General features: G+C 66.2%; 15 protein-coding genes and 3 tRNA genes. 15 read left to right on the top strand and 3 right to left on the bottom strand.

Annotated elements, in window-relative coordinates; translation table 11 throughout:
- The first annotated feature begins 25 nt into the window (after positions 1-25).
- The 6 genes from gyrA (at position 26) to NE2_RS11725 (ending at position 4,254) form a co-directional block, all read left to right on the top strand.
- Positions 26-2,524: a DNA gyrase subunit A gene (gene gyrA, locus NE2_RS11745; protein ID WP_063025970.1), complete on the top strand. Its 2,499-nt coding sequence runs from the start codon at positions 26-28 to the stop codon at positions 2,522-2,524.
- Positions 2,525-2,603: 79 nt separating this feature from the next.
- Positions 2,604-3,578: a DUF3566 domain-containing protein gene (locus NE2_RS11740; RefSeq protein WP_063015274.1), complete on the top strand. Its 975-nt coding sequence runs from the start codon at positions 2,604-2,606 to the stop codon at positions 3,576-3,578.
- A 151-nt stretch (positions 3,579-3,729) separates the two neighbouring features.
- A tRNA-Ile gene (locus NE2_RS11735) sits at positions 3,730-3,803 on the top strand.
- A 33-nt stretch (positions 3,804-3,836) separates the two neighbouring features.
- Positions 3,837-3,909 (top strand) — tRNA-Ala (locus NE2_RS11730).
- Between the two features lie 149 nt (positions 3,910-4,058).
- Entirely contained in the window at positions 4,059-4,166 is a 108-nt protein-coding gene (locus NE2_RS36695) for a DLW-39 family protein (protein WP_218018595.1), read from the top strand.
- Positions 4,167-4,181: 15 nt separating this feature from the next.
- Positions 4,182-4,254 (top strand) — tRNA-Ala (locus NE2_RS11725).
- 30 nt (positions 4,255-4,284) lie between these two features.
- On the opposite strand, the gene NE2_RS11720 is transcribed toward NE2_RS11725, so the two are convergent.
- Positions 4,285-4,923: a TetR/AcrR family transcriptional regulator gene (locus NE2_RS11720; RefSeq protein ID WP_063909367.1), complete on the bottom strand. Its 639-nt coding sequence runs from the start codon at positions 4,921-4,923 to the stop codon at positions 4,285-4,287.
- 178 nt (positions 4,924-5,101) lie between these two features.
- Between NE2_RS11720 and NE2_RS11715 the strand changes: the two genes are divergently transcribed.
- The 4 genes from NE2_RS11715 to NE2_RS37655 are packed head-to-tail and all read left to right on the top strand — an operon-like array spanning position 5,102 to position 9,422.
- Positions 5,102-6,895 (top strand): multicopper oxidase family protein, encoded by a 1,794-nt coding sequence (locus NE2_RS11715; protein ID WP_063025968.1) that lies wholly within the window; start codon positions 5,102-5,104, stop codon positions 6,893-6,895.
- A 1-nt stretch (position 6,896) separates the two neighbouring features.
- Complete coding sequence (locus NE2_RS11710) at positions 6,897-8,153, top strand: oxygenase MpaB family protein (protein WP_063025967.1); 1,257 nt, start codon at positions 6,897-6,899, stop codon at positions 8,151-8,153.
- On the top strand, positions 8,150-9,214 hold the full coding sequence (locus NE2_RS11705; protein ID WP_063025966.1) for a lipocalin-like domain-containing protein: 1,065 nt from the start codon (positions 8,150-8,152) through the stop codon (positions 9,212-9,214). The genes NE2_RS11710 and NE2_RS11705 overlap by 4 nt, the downstream gene beginning before the upstream one ends.
- Positions 9,156-9,422, top strand: a complete 267-nt coding sequence (locus NE2_RS37655) for an aromatic-ring hydroxylase C-terminal domain-containing protein (protein ID WP_373862244.1) — start codon at positions 9,156-9,158, stop codon at positions 9,420-9,422. The genes NE2_RS11705 and NE2_RS37655 overlap by 59 nt, the downstream gene beginning before the upstream one ends.
- 252 nt (positions 9,423-9,674) lie before the next feature.
- Here the strand turns inward: NE2_RS37655 and NE2_RS36690 are convergent, their stop codons facing one another.
- On the bottom strand, positions 9,675-12,236 hold the full coding sequence (locus tag NE2_RS36690) for a winged helix-turn-helix domain-containing protein (RefSeq protein ID WP_063025964.1): 2,562 nt from the start codon (positions 12,234-12,236) through the stop codon (positions 9,675-9,677).
- 412 nt (positions 12,237-12,648) lie between these two features.
- Here NE2_RS36690 and NE2_RS11690 point away from each other — a divergent pair, with 412 nt between their 5' ends.
- Positions 12,649-13,665, top strand: coding sequence for an AI-2E family transporter (locus tag NE2_RS11690; protein WP_228818395.1), 1,017 nt, complete (start codon positions 12,649-12,651; stop codon positions 13,663-13,665).
- 36 nt (positions 13,666-13,701) lie between these two features.
- On the opposite strand, the gene NE2_RS11685 is transcribed toward NE2_RS11690, so the two are convergent.
- Positions 13,702-13,932 carry a DUF8691 family protein gene (locus NE2_RS11685; protein ID WP_063025962.1) on the bottom strand — a complete coding sequence of 77 codons (231 nt, stop codon included), beginning with the start codon at positions 13,930-13,932 and terminating at the stop codon, positions 13,702-13,704.
- Positions 13,933-14,138: 206 nt separating this feature from the next.
- Between NE2_RS11685 and NE2_RS11680 the strand changes: the two genes are divergently transcribed.
- From NE2_RS11680 to NE2_RS11665, 4 genes are all read left to right on the top strand, one after another.
- On the top strand, positions 14,139-14,552 hold the full coding sequence (locus NE2_RS11680) for a DUF7144 family membrane protein (RefSeq protein WP_030516695.1): 414 nt from the start codon (positions 14,139-14,141) through the stop codon (positions 14,550-14,552).
- Between the two features lie 86 nt (positions 14,553-14,638).
- Complete coding sequence (locus tag NE2_RS11675; RefSeq protein WP_063015281.1) at positions 14,639-15,646, top strand: adenylate/guanylate cyclase domain-containing protein; 1,008 nt, start codon at positions 14,639-14,641, stop codon at positions 15,644-15,646.
- 714 nt (positions 15,647-16,360) lie between these two features.
- Positions 16,361-17,365 (top strand): ATP-binding cassette domain-containing protein, encoded by a 1,005-nt coding sequence (locus NE2_RS11670; protein ID WP_063025961.1) that lies wholly within the window; start codon positions 16,361-16,363, stop codon positions 17,363-17,365.
- The gene (locus NE2_RS11665) at positions 17,362-18,204 is read left to right on the top strand and encodes an ABC transporter permease (protein WP_081879640.1); all 843 of its coding nucleotides are present in this window, start codon (positions 17,362-17,364) and stop codon (positions 18,202-18,204) included. The genes NE2_RS11670 and NE2_RS11665 overlap by 4 nt, the downstream gene beginning before the upstream one ends.
- Positions 18,205-18,356: the final 152 nt, after the last annotated feature.

Raw genomic sequence — 18,356 nt, 5'->3', positions numbered from 1 at the left:
TGCACAGGCCCTCTAAGGAGACTTCATGACCGAGACCACGCTGCCGCCCAACGGTGGTGCGGGCGACCGGATCGAGCCGGTCGACATTCAGAACGAAATGCAGAGCAGCTACATCGATTACGCGATGAGCGTGATCGTGGGCCGCGCGCTGCCGGATGTGCGCGACGGCCTCAAGCCGGTGCACCGGCGCGTGCTCTACGCGATGTACGACAACGGCTACCGGCCCGACCGCGGCTACGTGAAATCCGCGCGCCCGGTCGCCGAGACCATGGGTAACTACCACCCGCACGGCGACGCCTCGATCTACGACACCCTGGTGCGCATGGCGCAGCCGTGGTCGCTGCGGTATCCGCTGGTCGACGGCCAGGGCAACTTCGGTTCCCGCGGTAACGACGGTGCCGCCGCCATGCGGTACACCGAGTGCCGGCTCACTCCGCTGGCGATGGAACTGCTCCGCGAGATCGATCACGAGACGGTCGATTTCACGCCGAACTACGACGGCCGCTCCCAGGAGCCCGTGGTTCTCCCCAGCCGGGTGCCGAACCTGTTGATGAACGGGTCCAACGGCATCGCTGTCGGTATGGCGACCAATATCCCGCCGCACAACCTGAACGAGCTGGCGGATGCCATCTACTGGGCGCTGGACAACTACGACGCCGACGAGGAGACCACCCTCGCGGCGTGCATGGAGCGCGTCAAGGGACCGGACTTCCCGACCTACGGCCTGATCGTCGGAAGCCAGGGCATCCACGACGCCTACACCACCGGTCGCGGTTCCATCCGGATGCGCGGTGTGGTCGAGATCGAAGAGGACAATCGGGGTCGCACCACGATCGTCATCACCGAGCTGCCGTACCAGGTCAACACCGACAACTTCATCAACTCGATCGCCGAGCAGGTCAAGGACGGCAAGATCGCGGGTATCTCCGATATCCACGACGAGTCCTCCGACCGCGCGGGTATGCGGATCGTGGTCACGGTCAAGCGCGATGCCGTGGCGAAGGTGGTGCTGAACAACCTCTACAAGCACACCCAGCTGCAGACCAGCTTCGGCGCCAACATGCTGTCGATCGTCGACGGCGTACCGCGCACGCTGCGGCTGGACCAGATGATCCGGCTCTACGTCGATCACCAGTTGGACGTCATCGTCCGGCGCACCCGCTACCTGCTGCGCAAGGCCGAGGAGCGGGCTCACATCCTGCGCGGCCTGGTCAAGGCGCTGGACATGCTCGACGAGGTCATCGCCCTCATCCGGCGTTCGGCCAACACCGACACCGCGCGCACCGGCCTGATGGAACTGCTCGAGATCGACGAGATCCAGGCGACCGCCATCCTCGACATGCAGCTGCGGCGCCTGTCGGCCCTGGAGCGGCAGAAGATCATCGACGAATTGGCCCGCATCGAGGCCGAGATCGCCGATTTGAAGGACATTCTGGAGAAGCCGGAACGTCAGCGTGCCATCGTGCGCGACGAACTGGCCGAAATCGTCGAGAAGTACGGCGACGACCGCCGCACCAAGATCGTCGCGGCCGACGGTGACGTCGCCGACGAGGATCTGATCGCTCGCGAGGACGTCGTGGTCACCATCACCGCGACCGGCTACGCCAAGCGCACCAAGACCGACCTGTACCGCAGCCAGAAGCGCGGCGGCAAGGGCGTGCAGGGCGCCGGCCTCAAGCAGGACGATCTGGTCAAGCACTTCTTCGTGACCTCCACCCACGACTGGCTGCTGTTCTTCACCAACCTCGGCCGGGTCTACCGGGCCAAGGCCTACGAGCTGCCCGAGGCCAACCGCACCGCGCGCGGCCAGCACGTGGCCAACCTGCTGGCGTTCCAGCCGGAGGAGAAGATCGCCCAGGTCATCCGGATCAAGACCTACGAGGACGCCCCGTACCTGGTGCTGGCCACCCGCAACGGCTTGGTGAAGAAGTCGAAACTGACCGACTTCGACTCCAACCGCACCGGTGGCATCGTCGCGGTGAACCTGCGCGATGGTGACGAATTGGTCGGCGCCGCACTGTGTTCGGCCGACGACGATCTGCTGCTGGTGTCCGCGCACGGACAGTCGATCCGGTTCACCGCCAACGACGAGGTGCTGCGTCCCATGGGTCGCGCCACCTCGGGCGTGCAGGGTATGCGCTTCAACGCCGACGATGAGCTGTTGTCGCTCAACGTGGTTCGGGACGGTACCTATCTGCTGGTCGCGACCGCGGGCGGATACTCCAAGCGCACCGCGATCGAGGAGTACACCGCGCAGGGCCGCGGCGGTAAAGGTGTGTTGACGATTCAGTACGACCCGAAGCGTGGCAGTCTGGTAGGAGCGCTCATCGTCGACAACGATGACGAGCTCTATGCCATCACGTCCGGCGGCGGTGTCATCCGGACGGCGGCGAATCAGGTACGCAAGGCGGGCCGGCAGACCAAGGGCGTGCGTTTGATGAACCTCGGCGAGGGCGATACCTTGCTCGCGATCGCGCGTAACGCCGATGAGCCCGACCAGGTTTCCGGGGAAGAAGAGGCCTGAGGCTCGGATTAGCGTTAGGTTCTGGAAGCGGTAATTTCTCCACAAGCAGCGGCGCCACGACGGATCGAAGGATTCTGCATTGACCACTCCGAATCAGCCGAACGACGAGCGAAACCACGCCAACGGTGTGACCGAGCGGATCGCACCGTCACCGATTCCGCCGCGGCCGGCGCCGCGGTCCGGGTCGTCGGCCGACAACGGCTCGGGTAGTTCGTCCGCAAACCCCGAGTCGCAGGGCGATTCCGCGAAATCCGGCGCTGCGGCGCCGGAGGCCGCCGAGGCCGGTGAGGGTCGTGGTGGTTCTCGCTTCGAGGAGGGTTGGTCGCAGCTGCCGCAGCGGGAGCCGCAGTCGAATCTGAATCGCCCCGGCCAGGCTCCCGTGCAGGGCCGGGCGAACCCCCAGACCGGACTCGGCGGCGGTGTGAAGAACGCCCGTACCACCACCGACCTCGCGGCCAAGGCGGCGCGCAAGGAAGCGGCGATGGTGAAATCCGTCGGCATCGACGGACCGACCCGCAGCATCGCCCGCCCGGAACTGATCAAGGATCTGCCCGATCTGTCGGATCTGCGGCATCCGCTGCCGCAGGCGGACGCCGGTGCGGCGCAGTCGGTTCCGATGGCGGTGAAGACCGCGGCGCCGACCGTCTCGCCGGCCGCGCAGGCGGCGGTCGCCCAGGCGGTGACCAGCGGTGAGCCGTTGCGCGCGACCGTGCAGGTGCGCCATATCGACCCGTGGTCGACGTTGAAGGTGTCGCTGGTGATCAGCGTCGCCATGTTCTTCGTGTGGATGCTGGCCGTCGGATTCCTCTACATCGTGCTCTCCGGCATGGGTGTGTGGGACCGCCTGAACAGCACCTTCACCGACATGGTGAACGACAACAACTCCTCGGCGACGACGATCATCGACGCCGGCAGCGTATTCGGATACGCGGCCGTCATCGGCCTGATCAACGTAGTGCTGTTCACCGCGCTCTCGACGGTGGGTGTCTTCATCTACAACCAGTGCACCGATCTGGTGGGCGGCGTGCAGGTGACGCTGGCCGATCCGGACTGACGCTGCGCGACGAACGGCCGGCCGGTTCTCACCGGACCGGCCGTTCGTGCTTTACGGGTGCTTTGACCAGGCGTTTTGGAGAGCAATCGGGGGGTTGTGTAGTCTCTACCGAGTCAGTCACGACAGCATGTCGAGTCGAGACGAACACTACGGGCCTATAGCTCAGGCGGTTAGAGCGCTTCGCTGATAACGAAGAGGTCGGAGGTTCAAGTCCTCCTAGGCCCACATTCGTATACCTGGTCGTCGATGACGGCCGAGGGGGCCTTAGCTCAATTGGCAGAGCACTGCCTTTGCAAGGCAGGGGTTAGGGGTTCGATTCCCCTAGGCTCCACTTCTTCTTCTCACGATCCGGGGGGATCCGATCCATCTCTCGCCGGTTCCTGTCGCGCCGATCCGCCTCACGCAATGCCGCCGGTACCGCGTCGTCGGTGCCGGAAGCCGTGGCTGCCGGGGCGGTCGCGGCACAGTAGGGTGGACGGCATGAAACTTCTTCTGACGATCGGTGCCATTGCCGCAGTTGTCTTCGCCGTCACCAAGGTTCGCAAGCGAAGCGAAGCGGATCTGTGGCACGAGGTGACCGCGCGCTGAGCCGCCACGCTCACCGGGGCCTTAGCTCAATTGGCAGAGCACTGCCTTTGCAAGGCAGGGGTTAGGGGTTCGATTCCCCTAGGCTCCACAAATCCCCAGCTCCACAAGTTCCACAAATTCACGGCCGGGCCAGCAGGTCGATGACCGCCTGCACTTCCTCCGGCGTCGGGGTCGGCAGATTGTCGCGGCCGTGGATCAGCCCGATCCCCAGATACACCATCGCGCCCGCGCGCAGCCGCGCCTGGACCGGCTCGAAACCCAGATCGAGCATCGCCGTCTGCACGGTCCGGAAGACGCGCTGATCCAGCGCCCGGACCGCCGCCGCGACGGTGTCGTCGGTGCGTGACCACTCCCGCACCGAGGCCTCCACCATCCAGTGCTGCGGATCCACCAGCATGGCCGCCATCTGTTCGATGCGGGACTCGACCGGAATCGAATCCAAGGCCGCGAGGGCCCGGACCGCCTCGCTCTGCATTTCGCCCCACCGGTCGGCCATCGCGGCCATCAGTTGTTCGAGATCGTCGAAATGCCAGTAGAAACTGCCCTTGGTGACGCCCAGTTCCTCGCAGAGCCGGGGAATCCGGATCGCGGTCACACCCTCGCGCGCGAGGAGATCCAGTGCGCCGTTCACCCAGTCGTCGTACGACAGCCGCGTCGTCTGGCGGCGGTTGCGATGCTGTGCCTCCGCTTTTCTGGAGACCGCCTTTCCGGACACCGCCCTCTTGGACGTGACCGGGGCCTTCTTCGGTGCCGTCATCCATTCACCGCCGAGCCGCCCAGGTCCATAACCCGATCGTAGGGGAGCCGGCCTGCTGTGGATTCGACATGCGCACGGCCCGCCTCCTCGCACCGTTCAAACGAGTACCGTTCACTGTACTCAATGGTATGGTCGCTGCGACGGGTGACGATCGATGTCACCTCGGAAGGTGCGAGGGATGTATCGACCGATCGGCCGCCGTGCGATGCTGCGCGGTATCGGCGCAGGTCTGACGGCCGCGGTGGCCGGGCGCGCGGCGACAGCGACGGCCGATCCCGCGCCGGGCGGATTCGAGAGTCCGCTGCTGTTCCACTCGCCCCCGATGCGGCCCTTCGTGGACGAACTCCCGCGCCCGCCCGTCGTCACCGGCAGTCACCTGGACCTCGTCGCGACCACCACCAGCCATCGTTTTCACCGCGATATGCCCGCGGTGCCCGCCTTCGGATACAACGATCAGACCTATCTGGGCCCGACCGTCCAACACGAAACCGGCCGACCGCTGACCGTCCGGTTCCACAACCGGCTCGGCGCTCATCCGTTCGCGGCCGATATCGACACCACCCTGCACGCGGTGCCGGAGAGCTACCGGACCACGGTTCCCGCCTCGCTGCATCTGCACGGCGGAGTGACTCCACCCGCCAGTGACGGGCACCCGGAACAACTCGTCATGCCGGGACAGCACCTCGATCACGACTTCCCGCTGCGGCAGTCGGCCGGTCACCTCTGGTACCACGACCACGCGATGGGCATCACGCGGGCGAACGTGTACGCCGGATTGACCGGCATGATGCTGCTGCGCGACGAATTCGACACGGGAGCTCCGGATAATCCGCTCGGACTGCCGGCGGGGGAGTTCGAGATACCCCTGGTGCTGCAGGAGAAGTTGTTCACACCCGACGGCCGCCAGAGTCTGCGCTCGACCGCGGTGGTGCCACCGGGTTCGTGGGAAGGCGGTGCGGTCGGCGACGTCGGAGTGGTGAACGGGGTGGTGTGGCCACAGCTGCCGGTCGCGCGCGGGCTGTATCGGTTCCGTGCGATCAACGCCGCCTCGTTCAGTACGTGGAATCTGTTCTTCGGCAATCGGATGCGGTTCTGGGTGATCGGAAACGACCACGGACTGCTGGATGCGCCGGTGCCGGTGCGCAATCTGCGACTCGCTCCGGCCGAACGGGTGGATCTCCTGGTGGATTTCGCCGATCTCGCACCGGGGGAGACGGTCGAACTGTGCAACGACGAACCACCGGTGTTCCAGGCGTCGATTCTGGGCGAGGTCGCGATGCCGGTGTTCTGCCGCTTCCGCGCCGAGGATCGCACGGGGTTCCGCGGGCCGGTCCCGCAGACGCTGCGCGGTGGACCGCGACAGCCCGCGCTGCTGCCGCCGGTGCCGGTGCCGACTCTGTCGCGGACGCTCACGGTCAGCCAGCCGTACGAACTGCGGATGCCGCCCGCGATCATGTCGCTGAACAACCTGCGCTATTCGGATCCGGATATCGAAATGCCGCGGCAGGGCACGACCGAGGTGTGGAACATCGTCAACATCACGCCCGATCCCCATCCCATCCACATCCACCTGGTGGATTTCCGCATCCTGAGCCGTACGCCGCTGCGCACTGTGGATTACCAACTCGCCCATCCCCAACCGGCGATCGGCACCCGGTGGACTCCCGATCCGGAGGGCTTCCTGGCCGGGCCGCCGCAGCCGCCGGCGCCGTGGGAGAGCGGACGTAAGGATGTGGTGCGAGTCGACGGCGGCACCGTCACCCGAATCGTGGTGCGATTTCCGACCGCCGACGAACTCGGATTCGATCCCGACGCGCCCTTTACCGGACTCACCGCGCCCATGCCGGGTGCGGCGCATTCGGCGGAGCATGCCGCGCATCGGGATTCGGATCTGCGCGGCTTCGTCTGGCACTGCCATCTGCTCGATCACGAGGACCACGACATGATGCTGCGATTCCGAACGGTGCGGTGAAATGACGACACAAATACGAACCCTGAAATGCCCCAGCGCTTTCCGGTATTGGGAGGCGAAGCAGCAGCCCGCCGTCCAGCGCTTGGAAGCGATCGTGCGGAAAGTGACCGGGGCAGAGCTCTTTCCCACCGACGAGCAGGCCCGGGCTCTCACCGAGGATCTGTTCGCCGGTGATCCGGTCGCCGAACGATTCGTCGCCGAGGTGATGCACGGTCCCGGTGGTTCGGCACAGGGCCGCGCACTGCTGGACCGGGCCTTGGCCGAGGGAATCGATGCCGTTCCCGAGGCGCCGGATTCGATGCGCGAACTGTTCGCCGAATTCGACACCGTGCCCGAGTGGGTGCGTCCCGAATTGGTCGAACAGGGTGCGGCCATCTGGCGGCGCTGGGGCACCATGCTGTTCAGCTTCGCGGGTGCGGAAACACTGGAGATGTACACCGAATCGGCGGTCGCCACCCCGCTGTCGCTGGCGGGCGGATATGCCGGAAACAGTGCGTTGCGCAGGTATTTGGAGACCTGCCGATTCTGGATGGACGTCTCGCAGCCGAATGCGCTGCTCACCCCGGGGTCGACCGGGCGCGCCACCGCACTGAAGGTCCGCGTGATGCACGTGTCGGTGCGGGCGCGGGTGGCCGGCCATCCCGAATGGGATATCGACAAGTGGGGGCTGCCGATCAGCCAGACCTATCAGTTGCTAACCCTGATCGCGGGCAGTGTGACACCCGGCCTCGGGCTGTGGGCGCTGGGATATCAGACGACGCCGTCGGAAATCCGTGCGCTGCTGCACTTTCAGAAGTACATGGGATATCTGCTGGGCGTGCGGTTGCAGTGGCATCCGGAAACCGTGGTCGACTCGCTGCGGGTGCTGGCGATGACCATCGCCTCGCGTTCCTACGACGCCGGTGCGCACGGCGCGGAATTGATCGAGTCCTATCCCGCCGCGTTCGCTCCCCGCCCCGAACACCGCGGCGTGAGCCGGCTACGCGCCGCCTACAACTACCGCATCAACTCCGTGTATTCGGCGATGTACATGGCGCCCGGCACGCGGCGCAAATACCGTATGCCCCCGGCCTTTCCCTGGTTGCTGATTCCGGTACTGCGGTTTCCGCTCATCACCGCGATGGAATTCGTGCGCCGGATACCGCCGGTCGGGCGGGTGCACGAGAAGGTGATGGTGCGGCACCGGGAGAACTGGTACCGGGCCCAGATGCAGGGCAGAGAAGCGGAATTCGATGCGAGCGGAGCGTTGCGGCGATGAACGACACAGCCATTGTGGAGGCATGGAACGGTCCCGGCCGCCGGGACGGTGAACTCACCACGGTCGAACCGCGCCACAACGCACTGCATCCCGCGGCGAGTTCGCTCGCCTTCGAGCACTGGTATTTCGACGCACATCTCGACAGCGGGCATACCGTCGTCGGCTTCCTCACCAAACGCCGCCCGGAGGATTTCCCGCACGCGCGTCCCTGGGTCGAGCTGATGGTCTACGAACCGGACGGCACCCGCCGGCAGGTCTCGCGGAAATATCCCCGCAAGCAGGCGTCGTTCGACGCGCAATCGTGTGATGTGCGGATCGGAGACAACCGGGCCTACACCGAATTCCGGCCCGACGGATTGCCGACGCATCACCTGAGACTGGCCGAGGACGGTTTGGTTTTCGACCTGCGCTTCGACAACGAACTGCCGAGCTGGATGCCTGGGAAAGGGGAGACGCATTTCGGCGGCGGTGATTCCTTCGGCTGGGTTGTCGGCGCGCCGCGAGCACGGGTGAGCGGCACCGTGACCATCGACGGCGTCGAGCGGTCCGTCACCGGTCGCGGGTACGCCGACCACAACTGGGGCGTCGGCGATATGCGCAAGATCATCGAGCGCTGGCACTGGGGGCGGCTGTATGTCGAGGACTATTCGCTGCTGTTCGCCGACGTGCTGACCCAGCAGCGACGCGGCGCGCACGAGATCGCGCCGCTCATGCTGGCCCACCACGACCGCATCGTTCTCTCGACCGGCGAAACGACACTGCGCGAGGGACCGGCGCGTTTCGACGCGACCGCCGGGCGCGGCTATCCGGAGTGGATCGAACTGCGCGTACCCGATCGGGTCGAATTGCGGCTGACCGTGGATCGGGTGATTCACGCCCACGATCTCCTCGACGATATTCCACTGGTGGGCACCCGGCTGCTGAAACCGCTGGCGCACAGGTTGATCGGACATCCGGGCTATTTCCGATTCGAATCCACCTTCGAACTGACCGTGCTCGGCGGTGCGGAACCGGTCCGCCGCACCGGCACCACCTTGCACGAATTGGTGGCGCTCACCTGAGACCTGCGCGGTTCGCGCATCCGCCGCGGCGGCGCCGTGGCAGGACCGGATCCGGATCGTCACGGCGAAGCCGTTGGACGCCTCGGACGCGCCCGGCTCCCGCGATGCGTCCGGCGTGCTCGTCCGTCCGGACGGCTACGTCGCCTGGGCCGCCACCGACGGCACCGAAGGTTTGACGACCGCGCTGACCCGCTGGTTCGGCCGGTGAGCGCGGTTTCTCATCGGCTGGTCGCTGGGCGGCGCGCTCGCGATGATCGCCGCGGCGGCACATGCGGATCTGCCGGTCGCATCGGCCACCGGCCTGGCCACGCCGTTCGACCAGGATGGAAGCGGTCGACCGCTTCATGGCGTCGATGCCCGGTTATCCCGGCCGTTCGCTGTGGCAAATCTATCGCAGTCTGGTGTTGCGAAACGAGCTGGCGGACGGCGTGATTCGACTGCGCTCGGATCTCGATTCCGATCAGATCAAACCGAGCTCGCGCGCCCGCGCGATGGCCTCGGCCCGGGAACCGCTGCCCAGCTTGTGATAGATCCCGCGCAGGTGTGTTTTGACGGTGTTGATCGAAACGCCCATGCCCTCGGCGATATTGAGCGTCGTCATCCCGGACGGCAACTGGCGCAACACCGACATCTCGGTTTCGGTCAATCCTGGATTGTGCGCCGCGCCGCGGGCCGACGGGTGAGACCGGATCAGATCGACCAGCCGGTCGTGGTGACCGAAGCGGCCGACCGAACCATCCAGTAGCGCAACGGTTCCCGGCACGTCCAGGAACGGGCGCACGATCCGGTCGTCGGCGGCGTGAGTCAGCGCCTGCGCCACCGCCTCGTAGGCCTTGACCGGGCGGTCCAGATGGGCGGACGCGGAGGCATACAGGAGCCAGGCCGTGACGGCGGTGAGCGGGGGCAGTCCGTCGGTCCGGCGCAGCAGTGGCTGGAGCAGTTCGAGTGTCGTCGACGAGGTCTGCGCATACTCCGACAGGCATGCCTGCGCCAGCACGACCTCGGGCGTATGGCCCAGTACCGCGCCCGCTCGCTCGACCAGAGTCTGTGCGCCGACGCGGGATTGGATCCGCAGCAGGGCGAGGACCGTATGCAGGACCAGATTGCCCGAGGAACGCGCCGGTGTCGGTTCGGCGAGCATGTCGAGCAGCTGAATCCGCAGCGTATCGGCAGCCAGGAAACGATCTGTGGCGGAATCGAATTCGATCAGCCGCAGAATCGCCTGCGCCTGACGGTCGGCGGCCGGCGCGGGAGAGAGGCCGCTCGTCGTGGCGGGCGGTAGCTGGCCGTGCACATCGATCGGATCGCCCTGCAGATAGCGGGTGTACGCGATCATCGCCTGTGCGTGCGTCATCGCGGAATGTGTTCGCAGTCCGTATTTCTCGGCGAGCTCCACGGCATGTTCGGCCCGCTTGCACATCACCGTGAGATGACCACCGATACCGCCGCACAACGCCAGTCGCGTCGCCGCCGGTACGACGAAGCGACCCAGTCCGGCATGTTCGGCCAGCGCGAGCGCCTGCCACAGCCCGGATTCCGCGCGCGCGACATCGCCGCGGTGCAGGTGCGCGTTGGCCAGCTGCAGGATGATGTAGCAGTCCAGTTCGGCATGCCCGGTCGGAGTGGGCGCCGGCGGATCGGGAGCGGCGGGTTCGGCGCCCGTCAGCACCGCGACATCGGCGACCACGGCGCAGCGCAGCGCGGTCAGCCAGGACGCGGGCACCAGTGCGGACGCCGAACAGGGTTCTGCTTCGAGGCGATCCAGGTAGGCCGTGCAGGCCGCCACGTCTCCGCGGCCCACGGCCTCGGCGATGCGCAGCAGTTGGACGAATTGATCGTCGGCGAGTTCGCCGACGTCGTCCAATCGGGCGAAGAAGGACGGCCCGTCCCCGCCGAACACCAACCTCGGGCCGTGTTCGCGGATGAACCGCGACAGCTGGGGATGTCCCGGCACCGCGAGGACGTGATGCAGTGCGGCGGAGGGCATCCGGGCATCGATGAACCACTTCGAACAGCTGCGGTGAATGCGCTGCAGCCGGTCCGGAAGCGAGCGCGCGGCTTCGGCGAGCAGATAGGCGCGCAGCATGGGGTGGTAGCTGTGCCACAGTTCGCCGTGGCGGGCGACGCAGGTGATCGGCAGATTGTTGCGCAGCAGATATTCCAGCGTGGCCGGGGCGGATTCGCCGACCAGCTCCGTGGCCAGCGCGACACTGAACTCCTCGGGCACCGCGGTGGCGAGCAGGAAATGCAGCGCATCGTCCGGCAACGCCCCCAGCAGCTCGCCGACGAGGAAGTCGCTGATGGCATGCGGCGCGCGGGCCAATGCCGCCAGGGCGGTGGGCCGGTCCTGCGGATTCGCGGCCAGATAGATCGCGGCTATTCGTACCAGCGCGGCCCAGCCGCAGGTCAGTCGCTGAATGCCGGCGATATCGGCCGCGTTCAGGTGGAGGTCGTGCTGATCGAGCAGGGCCGCGGTGTGTTCGTCGTCGAGCGCGAGTTCGCGCGCCGTCAGCCGGGTGAGCCGGCCACTCAGCTCGAGGCCGTGCCATCGCAGCGGCGGATCGAACCGGCCCGTGACGATGGTTGTCAATGTGGGCGGTGCGTTTTCGACGACGTATTCCAATCCCGCGAGGGCCAAGGGGTCGGTCAGCAGGTGGGCGTCGTCGAGCACGAGAACGGTCGGTTCGGCTCGGTCGGTCAACCGGTCCACCAGTGTCGCCGGTTCGGCGAGGGGGCCGGTGGGGTCCCGGTCGGGTGATCCGACGGGTAGGTCGAGCACTCCGGCGATCGCACGCCACAGATCGGCCGACTCACCGCGGCGGCCGGTGAAGGTCAGCCAGCCCACCCGGCAGGCGGAATGCCGGGGTGCCAGTCGCGCCACCCAGTCGGCGGCCAGGACGGTCTTGCCGGTTCCCGCGGGGGCGCAGATCAATACGGTCTGGCCGGCGCCGGTCGTCGCCGCCTCGTCGATGCGAGCGTGGGCAGCGGGAAGCGACAGCGGTACGAAGGAGAGTTCCGGCACGCCGAGTTGGAGGCCACTGCGAATGGCGGCAACGTTCAAGCTATCGGCTAGCGATCGCGTTGTTCTGGGCGAAGCGTTCAAAGCGCCTCCCGGAGCTGTGCCTTCGCCGAAGGCGGTGTCGGTGAAGCCTGCTTTCTCCAAACTGAAACGTACACTAATCATTTGCTGAATTCGGTCAAAATGTACGTCCCATCATGATTTCGAATCGGTCTCGGGCCTTCGAATTCGGCCGTGGCGCAGGACGTAACGGGCCGGTCGGAGCCGTAGTGTCGGTCGGAGAATCGACACACCGGTCTGCGGCGGCGAGGTAATTCCGATGCAATTGCGACGAGATCGGCCCCCGCGGGCCGAGCGAAAAGCTCCGCCGCCCGCGTCCGGAGCGACATGGTCGCTACCGCGCGGTCTGATCGTGATGCTTTCGGTCGCCGGGGCCGTGGTGGCCGTCATGGGTATGAAGGCGTTCGCCGGCGTGCTCGGTCCCACCTTCCTGGCGCTGATGCTGACCATGGCCGTTCAGCCGGTGCAGACCTGGGTGCAACGGCGCGGCTGGCGGCCGTGGATCGGGATGGTGGCGGCCCTGTTCCTGGTCGTTCTGATTCTGCTCGTACTGATCGGGGCGCTGGTGCTCTCGGTCGCGCAATTGGCGTCCGAACTACCGAAATACTCCGACAAACTCGACGACATGCTCAACGGTGTGCGGGGTACGCTCGCCGATTTCGGGGTGGACACCGAGCAGATCCACAACGCCCTCAACGGTCTGGATGTGGGCAAGGTCGTCGATCTGCTGTCGGTCGCACTGAGCAACGCGCTCGGAATCTTCTCGAATCTGTTTTTCGTTCTGGCACTGCTGCTGTTCATGGCGATCGACGGCATGATGATCGATCGAAAATTGGCGGTGGTGGCCAAGACGCGGCCCGAAATCGCTTATGCGCTGGGTGTATTCGCCATCGGCACCCGGAAATATCTGGTGGTTTCCACGGTCTTCGGCTTGATCGTCGCCATCTTCGACGGCGGCGCCCTGTGGTTGATGGGCGTGCCGCTTCCGGTGCTGTGGGCGCTGCTCTCCTTCATCACCAACTACATTCCGAATATCGGCTTCGTCATCGGCCTGATTCCGCCGGCGCTGCTGGCGCTGCTCGACAGCGGCCCGATGCTGATGCTGTGGGTGATCGTCGTCTATTCGGTGATCAATTTCGTGATCCAGTCGATCATCCAGCCCAAATTCGTGGGTGATGCCGTCGGCCTCAGCGTGACCGTGACGTTCCTGTCGCTGGTGTTCTGGTCATGGGTCCTGGGCGCGCTCGGTGCGCTGCTGGCGATTCCGCTGACGCTGCTGATGAAGGCGCTGCTGCTCGATATCGATCCGACCACACGGTGGGTCAACGTCCTGATCCAGGACCGGGCGCCCGATCCGGACGAGGAACCGTAGGCGGCGGCGACCCCACCCGAGGACCCCCCGACGAGTTCAGCCGGCGGAGTCGGGCAGTTGCGCCATTCCCAGCAGTGTCAGCCCGAGCGAGTCGATGCGTGCCAGCACGCCACGCATGGCCGTGGTGTCGGAGAGGGTGCCGAACAGTGTGGTCGTCCCGGCCGAGGAATGATCACTGCGGCGCAATTCCGGAAATGCGGCCAGCGCCCGTTCGGACAATTCACCGTCGATGACGAACTGGTAGCGGATCGACAACGACCAACTCACCTCCTCGGCCGGGGTGCATGCGCGTCTCCAGGCTCGGGCACAACCGCTGGTAGTCGCCTCATCCGCCCGGGATGAGCTCGAGATCCGGCCGCGAACCGGTCCTGCGGGGCGACGGCGTCCGACACTCACCCGCCACGGGTGAAGCCATTGCGCACCGCACTGGGCACATTCAGGGGAAGACCTCTCGGCTGGGAAGGAGTTCTGCCATGACCACAACCCCGCAGGAGCATCCCGTACGTCAGGGCATCGCCGCCGGAACATCGATCGGCGCGGCGATCCTGCTGATCACCGTCGGTGTGCTCTCGATCCTGGAAGGAATTTCGGCGGTCGCCAACGACAACCTCTTCGTCGTGGGCATCGACTACGTCTACCAGTTCGACACCACGACCTGGGGATGGATCCACATCGTGCTGGGGATCCTGCTGGTCATCGCCGCCCTCGGTCTCATGGCCGGCACCACGTGGGGCCGGATCGTGGCGATCACGTTGGCGGCGTTGTCCATCCTCGCGAACTTCCTGTGGCTGCCCTATTACCCGGCATGGTCGATCCTGGTGATCGCGTTGAATGTCGTGGTCATCTGGGCGGTCGCCACCTGGCAGCCCGGCCCGGACCGCGTCTGACCCCCGCTTCGCCGGGCTGTGACAACCGGCTGTGACAAATCATCAGCCGGCGGCCCGGCCTCGGCGGGATCCGTATCGTCGGAATTATGGCCTCTCCGGAGCTGTCGAAGCTGGTTCAGTCGGTGGTCGAGCCCTATCTACTGGAGGGATCTCGCCGCTACAACCGGGTCGAGGTCGCGGAACTGTCGGGCGTACCGGCCGATCTGTCGCGGCGGCTGTGGGTTTCGCTCGGATTCCCGGCTCACGAGGACGACGCCGCGGTCGAATTCACCGACGGCGATGTCAACGCGGTCCGGAACTTCAGAAGTCTCGACGCGCTGGCCGGCGCCGATGTGCGCCGGCAGCAGGCGGCCGCGCGCACCCTCGGGCAGTCGATGGCGCGGCTGGCGGAATGGCAGGTCGATCTGGTCGCGGAGGAGATCGCCGACCGGATCCGTTCGATCACGGCGGGCGATCCCGCGGTGGACCAGGACAAGGTGGCCCGGGAGGCGACCGCCGAGGTGGTGTCGGCGCTGCAGCAACTGCAGGCCTACGCGTGGCGGCGCCATCTCGCGGCGGCGCTGACGCGGTCGCTGGCCGGTGACGGCACCGGAGAAACGTTGCGGGAGTTGGCCGTCGGATTCGCGGACATGGTCGGCTACACCCGGCTGACCCGGCATCTGGAGGCCGACGAACTGGACGATCTGCTGGAGTCGTTCGAATCCGTCACCACGAACGCGATCACCGCGAACGGCGGCTGGACGATCAAGAATGTCGGCGACGAGGTGATGTTCGCGGCCGAATCGGCGGTGGCGGCCGCCCGGATCGCATTGGCGATCCAGGAGGCCACGACGAGTGCCGGAACCACCCCTGAACTCCGGGTCGGGCTGGCTTACGGCCAAGTGTTGCAACGTTTCGGTGATCTCTACGGGTCGGTGGTGAATACCGCGGCGCGGCTGACCGGAGTCGCCCGGCCGGGCACGGTCCTGGTGGACGACGGCGCGGCAACACAATTGGCGGACGAGCCCGAGTTCTCGCTGCGGCATCTGCGCACTGTGCGGGTGCGCGGAATCAACCGTTTGGGTTCGCACGTGCTGCGGCGGAACGGTAGCTGACCGCATCTGTCGTCGGATCCGAAAGCGCTGTCGCACAAGGGTCGAGGCGGCGCAGACGCCGACCGGAAAAGTCCCGGAATTGGAAGCGGGCCTCGGCGAAGGGGGGGAGTTAGCCGAGGCCCGCGTAGGGTCGGCCCGGGGGGGAGGGGCCGACGTGACTGATCCTACGCGACGATTCTCGTTTGTGTCTGCATGAAGGGCGCTAGTTTCGGAATTTTTTTCTCTGGCGTGTTGCGGGGCGCGTCGTCCGGTTTGCCGGAGGGTTGACAGTCGGCGGAGAGGCATTCGTGAATTACGTTGTAACGCAAAGGAATAAACTTGTTCCACGTGAAACGATCGGCCGTGCCGGGCCACCTTCGCGAGCGCCGAATTCGGTAGCTGTGCGGGTGTGGCGGCGCCCGACGGTGGGCGTTTTCACACCCTCGGGGCCCCGTGAGCGCCACGGCAGGTAGCCGTGCGGGCCGTACTCGAGTAGCGCGCTACTCGCGACCTTCGGGGCCGGGCGCGGGAGTATCGAGTCGGTCGCATCCCGCCGGCACCCCCGAGCACCGCCGGATCCCCGGGATGCGACCACCTCCGCCCTCTGCCCGATCGAGGCTTCCCGCTCGGTCGATGTCCGATATGGGTTTATTCGGATGAACTTGTCGGTGGTGTGGGCAATACTGCACGGCAAGTAGCGAACCTCACATCCACATCGAACGGCAGGGGAAAAGCATGCCCGACGCCATCATCGCCGAGGGTTTGGTCAAGAAGTACGGTCGGCTCATCGCTCTCGACGGGCTCGACCTAGCGGTTCCCGAGGGGACGGTGACCGCACTGCTCGGCCCCAACGGATCCGGGAAGACCACGACGGTCCGGGTGCTCACCACACTGCTCACCCCCGATGCCGGCCGCGCCACGGTCGCCGGTATCGATGTGCTGCGGGAACCGCAGCGGTTACGCGCCCACATCGGTGCCTCCGGTCAGTACGCGGCCGTGGATGAATATCTCACCGGCTTCGAGAATTTGGAGATGGTGGGGAGGCTGTACCACCTGGGCATTCAGCGCAGTAAACAGCGTGCCCGGGAACTGCTCGAGCGCTTCCGGCTCAGTGAGGCGGCCGATCGGCCGGTGAAGGGTTACTCCGGCGGCATGCGGCGCCGCCTGGACCTGGCCGGAGCCCTGGTGGCGAATCCGCCGGTGCTGTTCCTCGACGAGCCGACCACCGGGCTCGATCCACGGGCCCGGATGGACCTGTGGGATGTGATCGAGGAACTCGTCGCCGGCGGTACCAGCCTCCTGCTGACCACGCAGTACATGGAGGAGGCGGACCGGCTGGCCGACACCATCGTGGTGATCGATCACGGCTCGGTCATCGCGCGCGGCACCGCCGACGAGCTGAAGGCTACGGTCGGGGGCGATCGGATCGAGTTGACGGTCGAGCATGCCGACGTCCTCGCCGTCGCCCAGCAGGCACTCGCCGGTCTGGCGGTCGGCGATATCCACGTCGAACCGGGGTTGCGGCGGCTCACCATTCCCGTCGACGACGGCTCGCAGGCCCTGGTCGACACCATCGAGCGGCTGTCCGCGCACCGGGTGCGCATCCAGGACGTCGGCCTGCGACGGCCCTCGCTCGACGACGTCTTCCTCACCCTGACCGGGCACGAGGCCGCCGACTCCGTCGACTCGGCCGATGCCGCGCAGACCCTCGAACAAGCCACGGAAGGACAGAGCAGATGATCACCGCCGCGGCCGACACCCGCAGACCGACCCTGGCCGAACGCGCGGCCACCGTGGCCGGGGACAGCCTGACCATTGCCAAGCGCAATGTCATCAAGATCAAACGAGTGCCCGACGTGCTGATCTTCTCGACGCTGTCGCCGATCATGTTCGTCCTGTTGTTCGCCTACATCTTCGGCTCGGCGATCAGCGTGCAGGGCACCTCGTACCGCGAATTCCTGATCGCCGGCATCTTCGCCCAGACCTCGGTCTTCGGCGCCACGTTCACCGGCACCAGCCTGGCCGAGGATATGCAGCGCGGAATCATCGACCGGTTCCGCTCACTGCCGATGGCACCGTCGGCGGTGCTGGTCGGGCGCACCGTGGCCGACGTCGCCATCAACGTGGTGAGCCTGGTCGTGATGTCGGTGACCGGTCTGCTCGTCGGCTGGCGCATCCACGGATCCTTCCTCGAGGCCGTGCTCGCCTATGCCTTGCTGTTGCTGTTCGCCTACGCGATTTCCTGGATCATGGCCGTGGTCGGTTTGCTGGTGCGGGCGCCGGAAGTGTTCAACAACGCCAGTTTCATGGTGATCTTCCCGCTGACCTTCATCGCCAACACCTTCGTGCCCAGCGAGGTGCTGCCGACGCCGCTGCGCGTCGTCGCGGAATGGAATCCGGTATCGGCGGTGACGCAGGCGACGCGCGACCTGTTCGGCAACACGAGTCCGACGAATCCGACGCCGGATGTGTGGTCGCTGCAGCATCCGGTGGCGACGACATTGATCTGGGTGGTGGCGATTCTGGCGATCTTCGTGCCGCTGGCGCTGCGTCAGTTCAAGCGGTCCGTCAGCCGGTGAGCCTCTCACCTGGCGCTACTGCGGGCGGCCCGTGCCTGTGACAGCATGGTGCCATGCAGTTGGGGAGTTCCCGGAAATCCGGTCGGTTGCGTAATCGGCTCATCGCGGCGGGCGTTGCCGCCGCCGCGGGCGGTGCCGCATGGGTGGCCGCC

Source organism: Nocardia elegans NBRC 108235 (assembly GCF_001612845.1).
GTDB classification, from domain to species: Bacteria; Actinomycetota; Actinomycetes; order Mycobacteriales; family Mycobacteriaceae; genus Nocardia; species Nocardia nova.
The sequence above is the reverse complement of the archived record's forward strand: the minus strand, read 5'-3'. Positions and strand labels throughout refer to the sequence as shown.